This window comes from Sphingobacterium sp. LRF_L2 (genome assembly GCF_965644235.1).
Classification (GTDB): domain Bacteria; phylum Bacteroidota; class Bacteroidia; order Sphingobacteriales; family Sphingobacteriaceae; genus Sphingobacterium.
Map to the genome: position 1 here is coordinate 239,869 of NZ_CBFFRI010000006.1, position 16,293 is coordinate 256,161.

A 16,293-nucleotide genomic window follows, 5' to 3' on the forward strand; every position below is an offset into this window, starting at 1 on the left:
TAGTATAATGCCGAAGCAACCGCAGGATCACTTCAACCAAAGCAAGTCTGATACTTTTTCGTCGCGAGACGAAGAGGCTTTAGGCCTGTTGTTCAAAGATCTTTTTTATGCATACGAAGCCCCTTTGTACAAACTTGCTTTGCAGCTTGCTAAAGATTCCGATGTGGCAAGGGACATTGTTAATGATGTTTTTTTAAAGTTATGGGAAATACGAGATCAGCTGGACGAAATTCGTTCAATCGAATCTTTTCTTTTTACCATGACCAGAAATAAGATCATGGATTATCTACGCAAGGTGTCTTCTGAAGAACGGCTAAGAAAGGCAATTTGGGAAAGTATGCAGGAGCTCGTTGATCCCGTAAATATATCCGTAGAGGCAAAAGAGTTTCAACGCATACTCCATGAAACGGTCGACAATTTACCCCAACAGCGAAAAAAAATTTATCAACTCCGCGACGACGGATACAGTTATAATGAAATCGCAGAGAAAATGCACCTATCTCCCCACACGGTTAAAAATCAGATCAGTGCAGCCATAAAATCCTTGAAAAAAGCATTCTCCCATTTTTTATTCCTTTAATTTTTATTGCTGATTTACAGTGTTTTGTGTTGTTGTTTGTTTTTTTTGCTTCCCGCAATAGGAGCAGAGTAGGCCCTCGTGCGTCTTACTAATAAGAGAGAAGCTAAACATATGAAAAAACGTATTGATTATTTAATACGACAATATATAGATAACAAAGCTACACAAGCGGAGTTGACGGAATTTTTTAATATGATCCGATCGGCCAAATATGATATGGAGTTATCTGCATTCATCAAGCAGCAATACGAGCTGTTAAAGAGAGAAGATCGTTCTGCCGTATTTATTGACGAAGAGGGGAAGCTGTCGATGGCAGAAAAACAATACCCGAAGCTGGAGAGATCCATCCCTATTAGAAAGAAGTTCTTAAAACGATCGCTATCTGTTGCCGCATTATGCATAGCAGGGCTCCTTTTATTTTTCTATTATGCAGCTGATAGCGGTAGAGACGGAATAATTTCGACAGGAGAAGAGCGGGTATTAAAGGAAGCTGCGCACGACGAACGTAAGATGCTCCAATTGTCCGACGGAACAAAAATCTGGTTGAATGGTTCCTCGAAACTAGAATACCCACCGCATTTTGTTAAGGGAACACCACGAGAGGTCACCCTGATTGGGGAAGCATTTTTTGAAGTGAGTAAGGCTGCCGATTGGCCTTTTATCGTGAATACAGGAAAATTACGCACAACTGTGCTGGGGACAGCTTTTAATATCAAGGCTTACCCAGAAATGGCGAATGTTATGGTCTCGGTAAGCCATGGCAAGGTACAGGTTTCCCAAGGGCAGCAGATATTAGCAACACTCCTGAAAAATCAGGAACTTCGGGTACCCGTGGCTGATAATCCGAAGGTTGTGGCACCGGTGCAGCTGGCCGAAAAGAATACTGGAAGTTGGAAAGAAGGCTATCTAGACTATGAGGCAGAAACAATAGGTTCGGTGATGGCGGATCTTCGACGTATTTACCAAGTGGATATAGAGCTTCGTGATAAAGAGCTCAAAGATCAAGTGATTACAGCTTCCTTTTCAAAGGAGCAAGGAGCAGATCAAACCTTGAAGGTTATCGCATCGTTAATCGACAGGCGTTTGAAAAGAGAAAATGGAATTTATTTTATTTATTAAAGATCAATATATGACGCAATAAACAACAAGCAATAATAAGCCATTACGGCTGGACCCCGTAATGGCTGCTGGATCTAATCAACTAGTTACGTTATACTAAACCATTATCAAAATTATGCATTTCAATTTAAAAGAATGCAAGGGGAATTTATTATTCAGAAAATCCCTCTTGAAGACCACAATCTTCATGATCCTATCCCTTGTCTGGTCATTGGCATCAGGACAAAATTTAAAGGATGTAAAAGTTTCCTTACCTGCCAAGAAGATGACGGCAAAAGAAACACTCAATTTTTTGCAACGGCAAACAGGATTTAGGTTTTCCTACATCACGGCTGATCTAAACCAAGAAAACAAGGAGACTGTAGTTCTTCAAGGAGATAATCTCGCTGAGATTCTAGAGCGTTTGTTTAAGGGGACAAAGCTGTATTATGAACAGATTGGGAAAAACATTGTCATCAAAAAACGAAAAGATGACGGAGCAACGAACAGCGTAGAAAATTCGCGAAGAGAAGTCGTACAGCGATCCCTTCGTGGGCTGGTTCGTGATGAAAAAGCACATCCACTTGCTGGAGTAACGGTGAAAGTGAAGGAGGGGAGCCAACTGGTTTTTACGGATGCGAATGGTCGGTTCGATATTCCCGATGTTTCCGTACTTCAGCCTACAATCGTACTTTCCTATCTTGGTTACCAAACGAAGGAATATGTCTTCGACGTGGAAAATAGTACGGATGCTGTTACGCTTGATCTGATTCCCGATTTTGGAAATATAGATGCCGTGACAGTTATTGCTTATGGTACGACAAGTAAGCGTGTAAGCACATCATCTACGGCCGGAATAGGTAGCGATGTCATTGCGCGAGCTCCGGTTAATAATCCGTTGGAAGCACTTCAGGGACGAATAGCAGGTCTAGAAGTAAATAGCTCTAGCGGCCTTCCAGGAAGTTCTTTTACTGTTCGACTTCGAGGATTAAATTCTTCTCGACAAGAAGGAAATGCGCCACTTTATATCGTTGATGGAATACCTTATTTTTCAGAATCGCTGAATGTATTTTCTGGGGATAATGGATCACAGAGTCCTTTGACTGCAATTAATCCAGCAGATATCGAGCGTATTGATGTGCTAAAAGATGCTGATGCAACAGCAATATATGGTTCTAGAGGCGCGAACGGTGTCATATTGATCACCACTAAAAAAGGAAAAGCTGGACGTACAGCTGTCAATGCCAATGTATACACAGGTGCAGGGAAAGTTACCAAGCAGCTGGACATGTTGTCAACTTCGGAGTATCTGGAGCTCCGGAAGGAAGCATTTGCCAATTCGGAAGTTACCCCTGATCCCGAGTTGCCCGATCTTTTTCAGTGGTCTTCTACTGAAGATCAGAACTGGCAGAAGCGTCTGTTAGGGAATACGGCCAAGCTTACCGAGGCTAATTTTTCGGTCTCAGGAGGTTCGGAGTTGACGAATTTTCTTTTAAGTGGAACTTTCAGAACAGAGTCTACGGTTCAACCCGGAGATAATGGCTATAAAAAAGGGAGTGGTATGCTGAATATAGGTCACCGTACCGCCAGTAATAACTTTTCTGTTTCAGCAACAGCTAATTTTACAAGCGATTTGAACGATGCGTTAGCAACAGATATCAGCCAATATTACAATCTTCCTCCCAATATGCCGATTTACGATGCCTCTGGCGATTATTATTGGTATGGCAATATTCAAAATCCAATTGCATTCTTGGAACGCAGCCATGAAAGCCGCAACAAAGCATTGCTTACCAGTACCACGCTGCGGTATTCTCCCCTAAAGGGATTGAATCTTGCGGCCAATCTCGGCTATAACTATACGGCTTTAAACCAATTACAAATGTATCCGTTGCGAAGTTTTAATCCGGCAACTGCAACAACCAATATGAGCTACTTTGGTAACAGTAGTGTTTCTTCCTATAATATCGAACCCCAGGCAACCTATACGATTCAATTGGGGAAAGGAACGCTTGACGCACTTGCTGGTGCGACATGGCATCAGGCCGTACGCGATGGGGAGTCTCTGATCGCAGAAGATTTTACCTCAGACTCACAACTTGACAATATCAGTGCAGCGGTTACCATTCGCCCGCGTACCTTTAGGTATAGTAAATATAAATACCAAGCGGCTTTCGCGCGCTTAACCTATAATTGGGATAATCGTTATATCGTCAATGGAACATTCCGTCGCGATGGTTCGTCGCGATTTGGCCCAGAAAGGCGTGTCGGCAATTTTGGTTCTTTAGGAGCTGCTTGGGTTTTGTCTGAGGAAGACTGGTTCAGTTCCGCACTACCTATAGTAAGTTTTGCTAAACTGCGCGGTAGTTATGGTTCTACAGGGAACGATCAGATCGGAGATTATGGTTTTCTTGATACCTGGAGCTACACGTCTTATCCTTATGATGGTGTTGCCGGACTTTATCCAACACGTGTTGCTAATCCGGCGTATAGCTGGGAGCGAAACCGAAAGCTTGAAATGGGACTGGAAACGGGCTTTTTGCAAGGCAGACTAACACTCAATGTTAATCACTATAGAAATCGTTCCGACAACCAGTTGATAGAACAGGTACTTTCCGCGCAGACTGGGTTTTCTGGCTTTACAGCAAACCTGCCGGGGATCGTAGAAAATAAAGGTTGGGAATTTGAAATCAGTTCGACGAATATAAAAAGCGAACATTTCGAATGGAACACATCAGCAAATCTGACCGTTTCTCGAAATAAGCTTGTCGCCTATCCCGGACTGGAAGGATCAGGATTAGAAAGTGTTTATGCAATCGGCCAGCCTTTGGACATCGTATTTGGTTATAAGTTTACCGGTGTCGATCCCGAAACCGGTATCGCTCAGTTTGCTGATCTAAATGGAGACGGTGAGGTAAATCCGGAATTAGCGGATATGCAGGTGTTAGGCACGCGGTTGCCTGAATTCTTCGGTGGTATCAATAATACGTTTCGATACAAGAATTTTGATTTGAGCTTTTTGCTGCAATTTGTCAAACAAAAAGGCGAAGGTATCAATTTTGGATATTCAGCACCGGCAGCCATTGGTATTATGACGAACTTTGATCGCTCGGTATTGGACCGTTGGCGTGAGTTTGGAAATATGACTGATATCCCGAGAGCTGCAGCAGTGTCTACCGACGAAGCGTATACCATTTATAACACCTTTTATCGGCATTCCGATGCGCAATGGGTCGATGCTTCTTTTTTACGGCTAAAAAATGTGATGATCAGTTACGATTTTACGTCACTTCTTCCTCAGTTGAAAAGCCAGCGTATCAGTCTCTATGGCCAGGGCCAGAACCTCTTTACGGTGACAAATTACGAAGGCTTTGATCCAGAGACCAAAGGTAGAGTTGTTCCACCTCTCAAATATTACACAATCGGTATTCGTTTAACCTATTAATTTTAAGCTATGCACTTGTTAAGATATTGTTTATTAATCGTTGTTTTTGTGCAACTCACCGCATGCGAAAGCTATCTTGATGCGGGTAATCCGAAAGATCAAATGCCATCCTCATTGGCCTTTTCTGATGATAAAACCGCCACCGCTTCGGTTACTGGCGTGTTTACGCGCATGAATCAGCTTAACTATCAGTTCGCGAATGTACTGTCGATGATCTTACCAGCGATGTCGGCTGACGAATTCGTTTATGCGATAGCTTCTGCGGCTTTTGATGAATTTAAAAATAATGCTGTATTGCCCTCAAACCAATACACAAATACGTTCTGGACGCAGCCTTATAGCTACATTGCTCAGGCTAATTTCTGTGTTGAAGGGCTGGAAGCTGCTGATGGACTGAGCGCTGATGTGAAAAGCCAGTTGATCGGGGAGGCTAAGTTTATCCGTGCGTTCTGTTACTTCTATTTAGTCAATAATTTCGGCGATGTACCGCTGATACTCGGTACCAAGGTTATGGAGAATAATACCAAGCCGCGTACGCCGGCAAGTGAAGTATATGCTGCGATAATCGACGATCTGATTGATGCGAAATCGAAACTTTTCGATGGTTATCCGCAGGGCGATGTGGTGGACGCGGATGGGGAACGTATACGCCCCAATAAAGGAGCGGCTACAGCACTTTTAGCGCGGAGCTACTTGTATACGCAACAATGGGCCTTGGCGGAGCAGCAGGCCACAGAGCTGATCGGTTCTTCGACATATAGCCTGTTGCCCGAAGCAGAATTGGATGCGGTTTTTCAGGCCAATAGCCGCGAAGCAATATGGCAATTGCAAGCCGTTAATACTTCTGGAGGACGTAACACCTGGGAAGGTTTTTTGCTGGTACCAGCAGCGCCGACGAGTTCGCCTTTATTCCGCCTTATTCCTGGATACCTTTACGATGCTTTTGAAGATGGCGACGCGCGTTTCGAAAAATGGGTGGGAAGCATGACCACAGCTGCAGGCGTTACCCACCGCTATCCTTATAAGTATAAGATCCGTACCGGCGTGAGCCCTGCAAAAGAATATACCATGGTTTTACGCTTGTCGGAGCAGTATCTTATTCGTGCTGAAGCCAGCCTAATGCTTCAGAAATACGATGCAGCACGGGCTGATTTGAATACAATCCGTGAACGTGCAGGATTGCAGGACCTCGCCACGGCAAATGATCCAGCCTTGCTTCGCGAAGCACTGGAGCAGGAAAGAAGGGTGGAACTTTTTGGCGAATGGGGACATCGTTGGTATGATCTGCGTCGATGGCCAAGTATTTCAGGACAAGCAGGAAAGACACGAGCGGACGATATTTTACCGTCATTAAAGCCCGCTTGGCAGTCAAAAGCTATCTATCTGCCTTTGCCGAATGATGCATTGCTTACCAACCCGAATCTTACACAGAACTAAGGCATATGAATGTAAATAAAAAGAACGGTAAACTCAGCACTATACATTTACTATCGTTACTTTCTCTCTTTTCGTTTTTCTGTTACGGCAGCTCGGTACTGGCAGCAGGTAAGAAGACAACTTTAAAAGGGATAATCAAAGGATTTGAAAGTAAAACGGTAACCTTTAGTTATCAGTCCTATGCGGTTCCCTTTGATGAGGATAAAGTCGATATTCGCTTAGATGGTGATGGAAGCTTTACATTGGAACTTTCTTTGAGTGCCGCAGTTCGTGGCTTCGTTATGTTGGGAAGTACGCCGGTAGAAGAACGTTTCGTATTGGCTAAAGGTAACGGGGTAGATACCACAGTTACAGCCAGTACCAATCGTCCACACATTGTATACTTCTACTTGTCACCAGGAGACAGACAGCAAGTAACGGTCGATCCGCAGGACATCTCCGGCACGCTGCTGTTACGTGGGAAAGGAAGTGATAATAGCTTATACCTCAATCAAGAAGACTGGCGCTTTAATCAATATAAGGATAAACACCTGAAGAATTATTTTTCCTATGTACACTATGAGCCAGGGCAGTACCTATCTTACGTAGATGGGCGGAGGGATGAGCGAATGGATTTTTTAGCAGAATTTTCGAGTAGGCATGCTGTTTCTAAACAACTCTTGCAAATCAGTAAGAACAGCATTTATGGAGATGCTATCATGGCCCGTTTACTCTATCCTCGTATGCGGGAGAGCTATCGTAAAGAAGACTACATCGTACCAACGGACTACTATGATTTCTTAAAGGACGTTGCTTTAGATCAGAGTGATACAGATAAGGGGATTGCTTATTTTTATTTCTTAGATTATTTTCTCAAGGAATCTGTTCGGTTAGAGCACTTTAAAGGGGAAGTTTATGAATTTGCCGAAACGAAGTTGTCGGGCAGACTGTTGTATGCGTATTATGCCTTTGCTTTGCGAAGTAACTTTAAAAAAGGACTGTATGAAAAGTTTGGTCAAAATTGCCCTTATCCCATTTTGGCAAAACGGGTAAAAACAAAATACAGTAAATTAGAAGGAATGTTGGAAGGAAATCCTGCACCAATTGTGGATTTTGAAGATCAAAAGGGGAATACGTTCTCTTGGGAGAAATGGAAAGGAAAATATATCTACGTAGATTTCTGGGCAACATGGTGTGGCCCCTGTATTGAAGAAATTCCAGCACTGGAAAAATTGCAGGTTGATTATGCAAATAAGGATATTGTCTTTCTCAGCGTTTCCTTTGACCGGGAAAAGGATAAACAAAAATGGTTGGACTTTCTGAAAGAGCGATCAATGAAAGGAACGCAATTATGGATCGATGAAGCAAATAAAAAGGAGCTTAGCGAAAGATTGAATATTTTGCAGATACCTCGGTTTCTACTGCTGGATCGGGAGGGGCATATCGTAGATGCGAATGCACCAAGACCCTCAACGGCGCAAGTACGGGAACTTTTTGACAACTTATTGTGATAGAAGTTAACTTTATTTATCGTCAATCCTGAAAGCACTTTTAAGGATGATTCTGTCAATAAATTGAGAGCCCGCGCTGATTTGTGGGAATTGATAACATATTTTATGTAACCCTATTTAAAACTAGCCAGCATCTGTGGCTAGTTTTTTCTTTTCAGAAGGAACCCGTGTTTATCTATTGCAGATTAAAAACTGTTTTGATTAAACGGTACGTGGGCATCGGTCGGCTTTTATATTGTTCTGTGATTTTGGTGATCGTTGCGCTATGTGGAATATACATCAAGATTTTAATACTAAAATAATTAGTTTTTAAGCGGTTTGTTTATTACCTTTGCCCTTAACCATTATAATAAAGCCATGCTAACAACACCTATTTACATTGATCCTGTCACGGATTATGGGTTCAAATTGATTTTTGGATCGGAGACAAACAAAGATTTATTGATAGCCCTATTAAACGGGTTCTTTCGCGGTAGAAAGAATATCGTTGATCTGGTTTATGTGCGGAATGAACATGTTGGAGATGGAGTTGAGATCGGTACAGTTATCTTTGATCTGATGTGCACCACTGTTGACGGTGCAAAATTTGTTATTGAAGTCCAGCGTACCGCACAGGTGAATCTGAAACGACGTATGTTGTATTACGGCAGCAAAATTATAGCCGATCAGGCACCAAAAGGCAATCGAAAGGCCTGGAACTACGAAGTTACGGAAGTATACGTGATTGTGCTGATGGATGGCTTTGTGTTACCAGATGCGGAGGAGTCACAGGCTGTTATGCACGATATCTGTCTGTGTAATAGGGAGACATGTAAAGTTTTTTATGAAGATTTGGGATTTATTTACGTGCAGTTGCGTAACTTTACAAAAGCAGAACATGAATTGGAAAGCGATCTGGATCGTTGGCTTTATGTTTTACGTGATTTATCAAAGCTAGATAAGCTGCCAATTTTTTTGCGAAAGTCGATATTTGAGAAACTATTTAAGATAGCAGAGTATTGTAAATTAAACAAGGAGGAACGTACGATGTATGACGTAAGTTTAAAGCGGAAGTGGGACCAGGAGGCTGTGCGGCAATATCAGGAACAAGAGCAGAAGAAACGACTTGAAGAAGGTTTCGAGCAAGGTATGCAACAAGGAATACAGCAAGGTCTAGAACAAGGCATAGAACAGGGAATCCAAAAGGGAATAGAACAGGGAATCCAAAAGGGAATAGAACAGGGAATCCAAAAGGGAGTGCAACAAGGTATGCAGCAAGGTGTGCAGCAGGGCATAGAACAGGGACGCGAGATCGGTCTCGAACAAGGTTTAGAGCAAGGACGCTGTGAAGAACGTGCTAAAGCTGAAGCGGAGAAAAAATCGGCTGCATTAAAGATGCTTGCCGGTGGATTTGCAGTTGAAGTAGTTGCCGATATGTTGGGACTATCAATTGAAGACGTCGAGAAGTTAAAATAACAAGCTTAAGCATTTGCTAAATATAATAAAGAATAGCCATCTGTATATTTCAGGTGGCTATTCTTTATTTCGTTGGTTTTTATGGGTTCCCGTAATTCTTTTATTTTTAAAATATTATATTTGGTCAGGTTTCCCCTTGAGGAAATCCATGCTATGACTAAATCAAAGGATCATACCTTGGTCTTTGATTATTAACTGAAAGCAACGTTGATTAAGACGATCATTTGAACGCAAAAATTTAATTGTAAAGTATACCGATTGGATACGTTGGCTCCATGAAGTGTGAGTAAATCAAACCATTGAATTTTAAGAAGTTTAGGCTTCCCGAAAATCTGTGGATACGGTCTATCTGCACTTGCCAATCCCTCCGCTTGTCATGCTTTACTGTGAACGTTAAATAAGAATCCAATTTACCATATTAACTAAAAATGATGAAGTTATGAAAAGAAAAATTCTGATCCTCTTTATTGGTCTGATGGCTTTTTCCGGCTTACAGACCCATGCCCAGAACCTCAAATTGTATAACCTGTTTTATATCAGTAAATACATGACCGCACCTGATCTGCCTGATACGGTAAGACGTCAGGTCTATTCCACCGTAATTTCAAATGTCGGGGTAGATGCAGGAAGTTTCAACCAGCTCAACGCAAGTCCACATATCCTGAAATTTATGGGAGATGTAGAAAAAAATGAAGTTTCAAAATTGATGGTGACCTTGAATAAAATTTCCACTAATACTGGGAAATATAAAGATAAGGCCGGTAAAATGGAAGCTAGTATGACCCTTGTCAGGGGGTATCTGGATACCGTAACAGCAAGGTCATCCTTGGTCTTAAAAAAATCGACAGAACGAAGTGCAGCTCTGGAGATCGTATCAGCTATCGATATTCTCGCTAAATTAAATAATTCATCCGTTATCAAAGCTGTTACGAGAGATAGTATCGTATCTGCCGCAGGTAAATTACCGTTAATCGGCGGTGAAGGAAGCCTAACAAACTTTAAAAATGAAATTGATGCAATTGTCCTCGAAATTAAGGAAATTGGAGTCGATTCGTTCCAGATCATACATCCTTATGCAAACTGGCAACATGTTATAAGTGACGCCCAAAAGAAAACATTTGTCGATCTGGCGTCGCAACTTAAAACCGACATCGAAACACTCGAAAAAGAAATCGTCAGGTTGGAAGCACAGAAAACCAAATCGCTGGACAGCATGGCGCTACTTGTATTTAGAGGAGACATTGTCCACTCCAATCTGGGCGAAAACATCAAGATCTTTGAAAGCCTGGATTCCAAGGCCACCACCCAACAGATTGCTATCAGCAGTAGTATTTCGGCCGCGGTTCAGGGATCGGCATCCTCATTTCGTTTACCTTCCGAGGCGGATGTTGTCAACGCCATGGCCATTTTTCTGGCAGACCGAGCAAAGCGCGAAGCGATGATATGGCTAGTCGATCAGCTAAAAACACAGATTAAGCAACCTTTGCTGACCGATGTATTTCCGGAAACATACAAAATGCTCAGTGAAGGGAGCGGCCTTTCAGCTCCTGATTTCGGAAGCGCATGGCGTCTTGCCCTTTCAAAGGATCTCATCCGTATCCCAACAAATCTAGTCGATAGCCGCTACGTCCGTGAAAAGTGGTTTGCAGGAAATGACGATAAAGCAAATGAACTTAAGGAACTTGTTGCGTTTGGGGCTGACTTCCTGACACTTGTTAACGCACAGTACAATTACCGTGATATTCTCAAACACCTCTATCTCAAAAAATACAATGAGTCCGCTAAAACCAATGTGCGGACCTATTTCGATTTCCTATATCTTCTTGTAAACGAACTTTACACCATTGACGAAGTAAACGGAAAATCAACCTTTAGGCTTTTAACCTTTGAAGAACTGCAGAGTCTCAATGAGCCTCAATGGGATATCTTTATCAACCTGGTGAAGATAAAATATGGACAGGCTTCATTTGATTTTCTTGTGAACGAGTTCAATGAAAATAAACTTAAATCAAAAGATCGTAACAAGTGGATTGCGACATTACTCCTCACACTTACACAGTTTGATAAATTGAGGGCCGAGGATAAAGAAAACCAAGCCAGTGGAAATGCTCCCGATATATGGAGCAGCTTTGTCAATATCATCGATCAATTGGACGCAAAGAGCTACATTCAGACTGGTGCAGGTTCCCTGAATAGTACAAAAAGTACCTCATCTAAAGATGGCCTGCAATCGCTTCGCAGTATAATCGATATATACCAAAACCTGTATGCCAGGAATTTTGACATGGCCTTGAAAGAAACAGTGAACTTGCTCACATCCTATGCCGAGGCAAATAACATCGTCATCACACTAAAACAGAATGCACTTACCCTGAAAACTCCCTGGAGAGCCCCGGAATTTAGCATGCCATTAAGTAAATACATTACAGGGCCAGACAATGATCTAGAGGTTTCTGTCAAAGAGAATGCCGTTTCATTTGGCAACATAGATAACCGCACCTTTGCATTGTCTACTATTTATGAAGAACTTCAGTTTCTGAAATATTATGATACAAAGACCTCGTGGGAAGATTGGAAGAAGGGATGGAAGGCCCCTGAAACCATTAGTATGGTAGGCTATTTAACCACAAAAGGGATCCTCCGAGGGAAAAAAGATAGTATAAACTTCCTTACAGTCAAACTTATTGTTGATCTGCTGCATGATCCGATGGCAGTGGTCAAAGATCCGTTTTATCAACAGACATTTGCTGCCGGCTATTTAGGCCATATTCCGGAAGAGAATACGCAGAAACTGATCAAGATCACCTCCTTTTTTACAGACGTACTGCAGTCCAGCGATGAAAAAGGTCTAGCATCGGCCATGGAAAAACACTTTCTCCCGCCGACTTCCTATATCATGAAGCGAAAGCTTAAATTCAGTGTTTTCCTAAATGGTTATGTAGGTGTATCCGCAGGATATCAGCATGTTTTTGCCGAAGAAAGCCAGTTCAGAAAAGGAGATAAAGCTAACTTTGCAGTGTACGGAATCACGGCTCCCGTCGGAGTCACCTTTTCCTGGAGGAATGTGGGGATCTTTGTGCAGGCCATTGAACTGGGCAATCTCGTAAATCACTACCTGTGGGAAACGGATACCGAAAACAGGCCTAACGTTTACATTAAAGAAGTGATAAGCCCAGGGGTTAACTTTATGTATTATCTTAAGAATTCACCATTTGTCTTATTTGCGGGAGGAAAACTTATTCCCCTTGAAACTAAGCTTGAAAATGGACATAAGTTAAACAATAAGGCCTTTGATCTAGGGCAGATTACAGCAGGGATTAAATTTGATATCCCGTTTGTGGCTCTTGCTAAGAAAAGTCTGTAGCAATATATGCGGCCATATGCTTTAGATAGGTCTGGCCGCATTATTTCAATCAGGTATTTCTCCCGCATTCCTATACCAAGTGCTTCTGTTCTTTTTTAGAATATGTTTTTTAAAAATGTTTTGAAATAAAAATATTTTATGTAACTTGTGTCAACATTGAATTTTTAAGCCGACCGTTAAATTATGCCCCTTAACAAAAAACAGATACTTCGCTATTCCATAGTCTATCGTGTAATAATGGTGATTATCCTATTACTGATTTTCCATTTTATAGCAGATACAATTATAAATCTGCTGGGTGACAAAACATTGGAAGCGTCGGAATGGTTGGTCTCCATTCTTAAAATCCTGACCGGATGTATTTCTGTATATTTCGTTTTAAACTATATCTTATACGTTTTTTCCTGGAAAGCAACTGTTACACGCGAGGGATGTGTCGTAAGTGGTCTTAAGCAGACAGACAGAATATTTACCTGGCAAAATGGAGATCTTTTGGCTTTAGAGACCTACAATCTGATCCTTATCAATAATCCTATTGAATCTTCATCCGGGAGCTATCGCCTGAGCGCATGGGTAAACAATAAGAAAGCATTGGTAGAGTCCCAGTTGGAGCATTTTAAACAGGAAGATTTTTCCGGCTTGGAAATCAGAAGTGAAGTTCTCGAAAAGATGTACCAGCAGACCGTAGACGGCTATTATAAACATCTAAAAAATAACAGAGGAAATAAGCTCTTTCTTGCGTTTTGTGTAAGCCTTGCAGTGACAGCAATCTTGCTGTTGTCTTTGCTTGGTCAGTTTACATACACAAGTATTCCCTTACTGATAGGTTTGTGTATCGGCGTGGCTATCCAATTGCATACGCTTATACAGAATTGGAATCTTTACAGTGACAGAACGGCGATTACCATAACAGCCTGTACAATATTTTCTGTGCTCTGTTTTGGCGGAACGATGTTCCTGAATACCTATGTCGCCAGTGAGCTCTATTTTGTAAAATGGGGAGTTCTCTTTGGTGTATTTAGTACGGTGTTTATCCGTGTTTTTGTCGATGGCCGTATAAGACCGGTAATACCCAAGCTCAGCGGGTTGGTCTATTCAGTGCTATTCTTATTACTTTCAATCTATTTTATATCCTTTTTAAAACTGGGTAATATGATCGGCAGCTTTCAGGGGGACAGATGGGAGCGGGGGACTGTCACAGCGTTGGATCAGTTTACTATATTTCACCCGGTTTCATATTACGTTACTTTTGATAATGATGATCTTGGAACCAGGTTATTGGACCTAAATTGTCTTGATCGAAATACTACTGAAGCTGGAATCACCAAGGTACAGATTAAGGTCAAAAATGGTAACCTTGGCGTACCTTGGTTATACAGAACTTATGATAATACCGATGATGCTAGGCAATTACAGTATCAGTAATGGTAGTTTGGAGATAGTATTATTAGATGTTTCTATAGGAAAGTGAAAGCTTACCTGAAACGGCACAAGTCCATTATATAATATTTGTAAACGGCGAAACTGTAGCGCTGCCAGATCTTTCAAGATTAGATGGGTTACCTTTACTCAAAATCTACCCTATACACGTTTATCCTGATGTTTTCTGTAGGGTTTTTGATTTGATATGGGTTACTTTTGCTATAATCCCGTGCAAATATCTCGTAGTTATTCAACCATAAAAACTTTTTTTCCGCTACATCGACAAGTTTATTGTAAGGGGACTCCAATAACTGTATTTTATCTGCATCAGCGATCAATGACGCATCTAAGTATATGTTGTCATACTTGAAGCGAAACATATTGGTAGCGATTTCTGTATCCGGATGTTGGGGAATCGTCTTCCGTATCGTTTCCCGAAAAAGAACTTTGTTCTTGTAGACAATCTCAAAATAATAAATATTAGAGATCTCTGTCAGGTATTTCTCGACAGCTTTAAGCGGTACACTCCCGTATCCGTTATCCTTGTTGATGAATAATCCTTCCAGATTATCATTTATCAAAATGGCCTTTGGCTGCTGCGCGTAGTTCTTGCTAGTACATAAGATTAATAGTAATACAGCGATAATAATCTTCTTTGCTTTCATGCTAGGCTATTTATAGTGAGATTGTTATGGGGGTAAATATAATTATTTATATCGTGAAAATTACAATAAAATATTTTATTGTTAGGATTCTGTATTATTGACTATAGTTCTAAGATGGTTTTGTTAACTTTTAGGTAAGTTGAAATAAATCCTATCTTAGGGTCGGTAAACCAAAGTATTTAATTAATAATCGTATATATGGATCAAAATGAAACTATGAAGGAGATTGATGTAAACTTGCTAAATAGGGAATTTTTGAGAAGGAGCTTACATATTATAAGCCATTAGCATAGAGAAAACTTGGAGGTGTTTTGCGGCAGTTAACTTTTTAAAAAGGATAATCTGAGTCTAGTAAAAGAGGTGATTTGGCTTTGATATAAAATCTTGCCAAATCACTTCTACTATTAGCAGAACAAAACCTTATGCTAGCATTGTCCTGCAAAAAAATAAAGCTATTATTCTAATTTTGTTTTTTAGCTCGTTGTTTTTTTGAAGTCTTTTTATTTCACGAATATCTTTTTTATTTAGTTTGATGTATTCGTAATCGATAGCTGGTTTAAATGCCATAGTTATTTTAAATTCAAAATCTCGGGCATACTGTCCTAAACTTAAGTTTGGGATTCTAAAAAATGAGAGATTATCCTGAACAATTAATTCTCCTTGAAACCAATCCGTTGGAAGAGTTATGTTGAATTTTCCTTTATTGTCCGTTTTTCCGGATGCAATGGTATCTTTTTCTTCATTGACAAAGTGAATTGACGCATTTTGAATAGCATCCTTGTTATAGGTGTGTAATTCTCCGAAAACTCTAATGCTACTGTCATTTGGCAGTCCATAACCTCTTTGCTCATAAGAAGCTCCATTAAATACTTCATGCTGTTTGTATGGAGTAGCTTTACTGATGTTTTTCTTTCCGGTACAGCTTAAAAATACATTTAACGCTGCCGCTAGTATCATAAGATGAAATAGTCTTTGGTTCATAATAATTATTTAAATTTTATTCCAATAGGTTTCTAACAAACTGCTCGCACTAGGTAATGCCATTAGTAGTTATAGCATATTGCTCTACATTGATTGTATCGCAATATAAGTTTTGTATCTGTCATTTCTCAGCGTGATATTAATATGAATAGCCAATCTATCAGTGCTAAAGTTTTGATTTTGACAAAGTAGATAAATAAAACCATTTTTTAATATCATTAAATTAAGATTTAAAAGTTTATTAAAAATATCTTTGGTGTTAATCTATATTTTTGAACAGTATTGGAGAATTTTTTTTGTAATTTATATTACTGATAATAAGGATCTTATTGATAATGTATATAAAGTATATGTTT

Annotated in this window: 10 protein-coding genes; 8 read left to right on the forward strand and 2 right to left on the reverse strand. The window is 40.6% G+C overall.

Annotation, left to right across the window (positions count from 1 at the left end; genetic code table 11):
* Positions 1-7 precede the first annotated feature (7 nt).
* The 8 genes from ACSZOX_RS13870 (at position 8) to ACSZOX_RS13905 (ending at position 14,294) form a co-directional block, all read left to right on the forward strand.
* Positions 8-580 (forward strand): RNA polymerase sigma-70 factor, encoded by a 573-nt coding sequence (locus ACSZOX_RS13870; protein WP_437920636.1) that lies wholly within the window; start codon positions 8-10, stop codon positions 578-580.
* 111 nt (positions 581-691) lie between these two features.
* The gene (locus tag ACSZOX_RS13875) at positions 692-1,699 is read left to right on the forward strand and encodes a FecR family protein (protein WP_437920638.1); all 1,008 of its coding nucleotides are present in this window, start codon (positions 692-694) and stop codon (positions 1,697-1,699) included.
* Between the two features lie 187 nt (positions 1,700-1,886).
* Entirely contained in the window at positions 1,887-5,123 is a 3,237-nt protein-coding gene (locus ACSZOX_RS13880) for a SusC/RagA family TonB-linked outer membrane protein (protein ID WP_437920639.1), read from the forward strand.
* Between the two features lie 9 nt (positions 5,124-5,132).
* Complete coding sequence (locus ACSZOX_RS13885) at positions 5,133-6,560, forward strand: RagB/SusD family nutrient uptake outer membrane protein (protein WP_437920641.1); 1,428 nt, start codon at positions 5,133-5,135, stop codon at positions 6,558-6,560.
* A 5-nt stretch (positions 6,561-6,565) separates the two neighbouring features.
* Positions 6,566-8,050, forward strand: coding sequence for a TlpA family protein disulfide reductase (locus ACSZOX_RS13890; RefSeq protein WP_437920642.1), 1,485 nt, complete (start codon positions 6,566-6,568; stop codon positions 8,048-8,050).
* A 357-nt stretch (positions 8,051-8,407) separates the two neighbouring features.
* Positions 8,408-9,505 carry a PD-(D/E)XK nuclease family transposase gene (locus tag ACSZOX_RS13895; protein ID WP_437920643.1) on the forward strand — a complete coding sequence of 366 codons (1,098 nt, stop codon included), beginning with the start codon at positions 8,408-8,410 and terminating at the stop codon, positions 9,503-9,505.
* A 439-nt stretch (positions 9,506-9,944) separates the two neighbouring features.
* Positions 9,945-12,869 carry a hypothetical protein gene (locus ACSZOX_RS13900; protein WP_437920645.1) on the forward strand — a complete coding sequence of 975 codons (2,925 nt, stop codon included), beginning with the start codon at positions 9,945-9,947 and terminating at the stop codon, positions 12,867-12,869.
* Positions 12,870-13,052: 183 nt separating this feature from the next.
* On the forward strand, positions 13,053-14,294 hold the full coding sequence (locus ACSZOX_RS13905; RefSeq protein ID WP_437920646.1) for a hypothetical protein: 1,242 nt from the start codon (positions 13,053-13,055) through the stop codon (positions 14,292-14,294).
* 140 nt (positions 14,295-14,434) lie between these two features.
* Here the strand turns inward: ACSZOX_RS13905 and ACSZOX_RS13910 are convergent, their stop codons facing one another.
* A complete protein-coding gene (locus ACSZOX_RS13910) occupies positions 14,435-14,956 on the reverse strand; it encodes a hypothetical protein (protein WP_437920647.1) in 522 nt (173 codons plus the stop codon).
* Between the two features lie 420 nt (positions 14,957-15,376).
* Entirely contained in the window at positions 15,377-15,937 is a 561-nt protein-coding gene (locus tag ACSZOX_RS13915) for a hypothetical protein (RefSeq protein ID WP_437920649.1), read from the reverse strand.
* Positions 15,938-16,293: the final 356 nt, after the last annotated feature.

What these genes read in the sequence shown, in the direction of transcription:
- ACSZOX_RS13895 (WP_437920643.1), top strand. Translation starts at nt 8,408, where the DNA reads ATGCTAACAACACCTATTTACATTGATCCTGTCACGGATTATGGGTTC.
- ACSZOX_RS13890 (WP_437920642.1), top strand. Translation starts at nt 6,566, where the DNA reads ATGAATGTAAATAAAAAGAACGGTAAACTCAGCACTATACATTTACTA.
- ACSZOX_RS13905 (WP_437920646.1), top strand. Translation starts at nt 13,053, where the DNA reads ATGCCCCTTAACAAAAAACAGATACTTCGCTATTCCATAGTCTATCGT.
- ACSZOX_RS13875 (WP_437920638.1), top strand. Translation starts at nt 692, where the DNA reads ATGAAAAAACGTATTGATTATTTAATACGACAATATATAGATAACAAA.
- ACSZOX_RS13885 (WP_437920641.1), top strand. Translation starts at nt 5,133, where the DNA reads ATGCACTTGTTAAGATATTGTTTATTAATCGTTGTTTTTGTGCAACTC.
- ACSZOX_RS13910 (WP_437920647.1), bottom strand. Translation starts at nt 14,956, where the DNA reads ATGAAAGCAAAGAAGATTATTATCGCTGTATTACTATTAATCTTATGT.
- ACSZOX_RS13915 (WP_437920649.1), bottom strand. Translation starts at nt 15,937, where the DNA reads ATGAACCAAAGACTATTTCATCTTATGATACTAGCGGCAGCGTTAAAT.
- ACSZOX_RS13880 (WP_437920639.1), top strand. Translation starts at nt 1,887, where the DNA reads ATGATCCTATCCCTTGTCTGGTCATTGGCATCAGGACAAAATTTAAAG.
- ACSZOX_RS13870 (WP_437920636.1), top strand. Translation starts at nt 8, where the DNA reads ATGCCGAAGCAACCGCAGGATCACTTCAACCAAAGCAAGTCTGATACT.
- ACSZOX_RS13900 (WP_437920645.1), top strand. Translation starts at nt 9,945, where the DNA reads ATGAAAAGAAAAATTCTGATCCTCTTTATTGGTCTGATGGCTTTTTCC.